Origin of the sequence: Actinomadura chibensis NBRC 106107 (assembly GCF_001552135.1) — a bacterium.
Taxonomy (GTDB): Bacteria; Actinomycetota; Actinomycetes; order Streptosporangiales; family Streptosporangiaceae; genus Spirillospora; species Spirillospora chibensis.
Map to the genome: position 1 here is coordinate 1 of NZ_BCQP01000116.1, position 3,855 is coordinate 3,855.

Genomic DNA, 3,855 nt, shown 5'->3' on the forward strand with positions numbered 1-3,855 from the left:
GAGCCGCACCGGCTCGGGCGCGCGGCCCCGCACCGCGCGCAGCACCGCCGCCGTGTTGATGCGGCGCAGCACCGGGGTGCCGACCGCGCGCCGACCTGCCAACGCCGCCTCCGAGAAAGATCCACTCGACCCCTTGACCGCGAGGTCCGCCGCGGATCATCATGAGCCCGATCTGGTTTTGCAAGAAGTTTAACAAACTAGACGCGGAGGTGTCCGCCATGGCGCCGGACCGACGGCTGGGAATCCGAGGGCGCCCGCGGGCGCTGCTCCTGACTCGAACTCTGCTCATCGCGGCCCTCCTGGCGCTGGCCGTTCCGCTGGCCCTCGCGCCCGCCGCCGTGCCCGCCGCGGCGAAGGCCGACCCGGCGGCCACGGCGAGCGCGGGCGGACCCGCGGCCCGCGCGCTGGAGCGGATCCTCGGCGGCCACCGCGCGGCCCAGGTGACGCTCCACACGATCGACAAGGGCGCCGGGCCCGACCGCTACCGCGTGTCCGCCGAGGGCGGGCGCCTCGTCGTCGCGGGGACGACGCCCGCCGTCCAGCTCGCCGGGTTCGGCCGCTACCTCCGCCAGGTCGCGCACGCCGACTACGCGATCGGCGGGGCGCAGCTCGACCTGCCCGCGCGGCTGCCGCTGCCCGCCGCGCCGATCGAGGAGGACGCGGACGTCGTCCACCGCTTCGCGCTCAACGACACCAACGAGGGCTACGCGGGCGCCTACCTGAGCTGGGACGAGTGGCAGCGCCGCATCGACGCCCTCGCCCTCCTCGGCATCAACGAGGTGCTGGTGTACGAGGGGCAGGACGCCGTCTACCAGCGCGCCTTCCGGCAGTTCGGCTACAGCGCCGAGGACATGCGCAAGTGGATCCCGCAGCCGGGGCACCAGGCGTGGTGGCTGCTGCAGAACATGTGCTGCACCGACTCGCCGATCTCGCAGCAGCTCATCGACCGGCGCGCGGCGCTCGCCCGGCGGATGGTCGACCGGCTGCGCGAGCTGGGCATGACCCCGGTCCTGCCCGGCTACTACGGGACCGTTCCAACCGACTTCGAGACCCGCAACCCGGGGGCGAAGACCGTCCCGCAGGGGACCTGGAACGGGCTGGAGCGCCCCGACTGGCTCGACCCGACCGGGCCCGAGTTCCCGAAGGTCGCGGCGGCGTTCTACCAGGCGCAGACCGACCTGTACGGCACGTCGTCCATGTACAAGATGGACCTGCTGCACGAGGGCGGACGGGCCGGGGACGTCCCGGTGCCCGCCGCGTCGAGGGCCGTCCAGGACGCGCTCGAAGCCGCCCACCCCGGAGCGACCTGGGTGATCCTCGGCTGGCAGAACAACCCGCGCAAGGACACCCTCGAAGCCGTCGACCGCTCGCGCATGTTCATCGTGGACGGCATCACCGAGCAGCCCAACATCACCGACCGCGAGAAGGACTTCCTCGGCACCCAGTACGCGTTCGGCACCATCTGGAACTTCGGCGGGCACCAGAACTTCGGCGCGAGCCTCACCACCTGGAACGAGAAGTACCACGCCCTGCGCGCCAAGCCCGGCACCGCGATGAACGGCATCGCGCTCATGCCCGAGGCCATCGACAACAACCCGGCCGCCGTCGCGTTCTTCGCCGACATGCCGTGGCGGGACGGCCCCGTCGACGTCGACGCCTGGTTCGACGAGTACGCGACCGCCCGCTACGGCGCCGCCGACCCGCACGCGCTCGCCGCCTGGCGGACGATCGCGAAGACCGCCTACTCCTGGCCCGCGGGCAAGGACACGCGGCACGTCACCGGCCTGTTCGACGACCAGCCCGGACTGTCCAACACCGGCTACCCGCTGCTCTACGACCCGGCCGAGTTCGAGACGGCGCTGCGCGAGCTGCTCCAGGTCGACCCGCGGCTGCGGCGGTCCGGCGCGTACCGGTACGACCTGGTCGACGTCGCGCGCCAGGTGCTCGCCAACCGCAGCAGGGTGCTGCTGCCGAAGATCCGCGCCGCCTACGTCGCCCGCGACCGCGCCGCGTTCGACGCGCTCACCGGCCGCTGGACGGACGAGATCCGCCTCATGGACGACGTCCTCGGCGCCGACCCGAACTTCCTGCTGGGGGCGTGGCAGCGCGAGGCGTCCCGGCAGGCGGCGGACCGGCGCGAGGCCGCCACCCTCGACTACAACCTGAAGTCGCTGGTCACGCTGTGGGAGAGCGGCAGCCCCGGCCTCCAGGACTACGCCCGCCGCGAGTTCAACGGCCTGGTCGGCGGCTACTACGCCAAGCGCTGGGAGATGTTCTTCGACGAACTGGGGCGCGCCCTCGACACGGGCGCCGAGCCGAGGACGATCGACTGGCGCGACGTCGCCGAGAAGTGGGCGCGCGCGGGCACCCGCTATGCCGCCGAACCGCACGGCGACGCCCACCGGCTCGCCACGAAGGTCGCCGAGGAACCGGCCGGGGCGCTGACCGTCACGTCCGACCGGAAGGGGATCAGGCCGGGCGGGACCGTCCGCGTCACGGCGACGTTCACCAACGAGTCGTCGCTGAGCACGGCGCGCGGCGTCCGGTTCCGGCTGGCCGCGCCGCGCGGCTTCGACGTCCGGGACGAACCCGGCGCGGGCGGCGACGTCGAGCCCGGGAAGACCGGCGCCGCGACCTGGACGGTCACCGCGCCCGCCGACGCGAAGCCGGGCACGCTGCCCTCCCTGGACGCGACCGTCGCCTGGCGCACCGGCAGGGGCGAGTCCGACCGGGCGACCGCGCACTCCCTCCTCATGGTCGGCGGCAGCGCGATCGCGCCGCCGTACCGGACGGCCGCGTCCACCGAGGCCGAGTTCGCGCAGGCGGGCGACACGATCGGCATCGCCGCGGGCGGCGACGACCTCTGGCTCGACACCAACGAGCTCGCGACCGTCTACGCCGACGGCGCGCTGGCCCCGGGCCGCGCCGTGTCCACGAAGGTGACGAAGCTGGACGGCTCGTCCCCCTGGTCGCGCGCCGGGCTCGTCGTGAGCGACGACCTCGCGAAACCCGGATCGGGCGGATACGCCAACATCGCCGTCACGCCCGAGCACGGCTGCGTCTTCTCCTACGACTCCGACGGAGACGGCGGGCTCGACCGGTTCACCGAGGTCGGCGGGTTCGGCGCGGGCGACGTCCACGTCCGCCTCCGCCGCGACGGCGACCGCGTGACCGGCTCGTGCGGCTCCGACGGCAGGAACTGGGCCGTCGTCGGCTCCGGGACGGCGCCGGGCGCCGCGGGCGCGCGCGACGTCGGCATGTTCGTCTCCGCCGTCAACCGGCACACCGCGCGGGAGGCCGTCGCGTTCTTCGGCGGCGGGATCGCCGAAGCGGCCGACACGTCCCGCGACGGGTCGGGCGACGTCCTGCAGAGCCTCCGCAAGCCGGTGGCGGTGCTGTCGTCCGAGGCCGGACGCCCGCCCGAGGCCGCCAACGACGGCAACCGCTCCAACTCCCCGTACTGGGGCGGCCAGATGACCTACGGCCAGAACTGGTGGCGGGTCGACCTCGGCGCGGTCAACGACGTGTCGCGCGTCAACGTCCGCAACTACGTGGACGGCACCCGCTACTACACCTACCGGCTGGAGGGCAGCCTCGACGGCGCCCACTGGTTCACCATCGGCGGCCGCAACGGCCCCAAACCCGCCGCCGACGCGGGCGACACCATCACCACCGAGGCCAAGGCCCGCTACATCCGCGTCGTCGGCCTGGGCAACACAGCCAACCTCACCTTCCACCTGACAGAGGTCAGCGTGTACGGGCGGTATTAGCCCAGGGGGGCGACCCCCTGGAACCCCCGTTGGTCGCGAGGGGCCGTTTCCCGAGTCGCGTTCGCTCTCGGGAAACGGCCCCTCG

Annotated in this window: 1 protein-coding gene; it reads left to right on the forward strand. The window is 73.4% G+C overall.

Going from position 1 to position 3,855, the window contains the following annotated elements:
* Positions 1-218 precede the first annotated feature (218 nt).
* Positions 219-3,770, forward strand: coding sequence for an alpha-N-acetylglucosaminidase TIM-barrel domain-containing protein (locus ACH01S_RS41650; protein WP_067905844.1), 3,552 nt, complete (start codon positions 219-221; stop codon positions 3,768-3,770).
* The last annotated feature ends 85 nt before the right edge of the window (positions 3,771-3,855 follow it).

Bases quoted from the DNA above. Each gene is read 5' to 3' on its own strand.
- ACH01S_RS41650 (WP_067905844.1), top strand. From the start codon at position 219: ATGGCGCCGGACCGACGGCTGGGAATCCGAGGGCGCCCGCGGGCGCTG.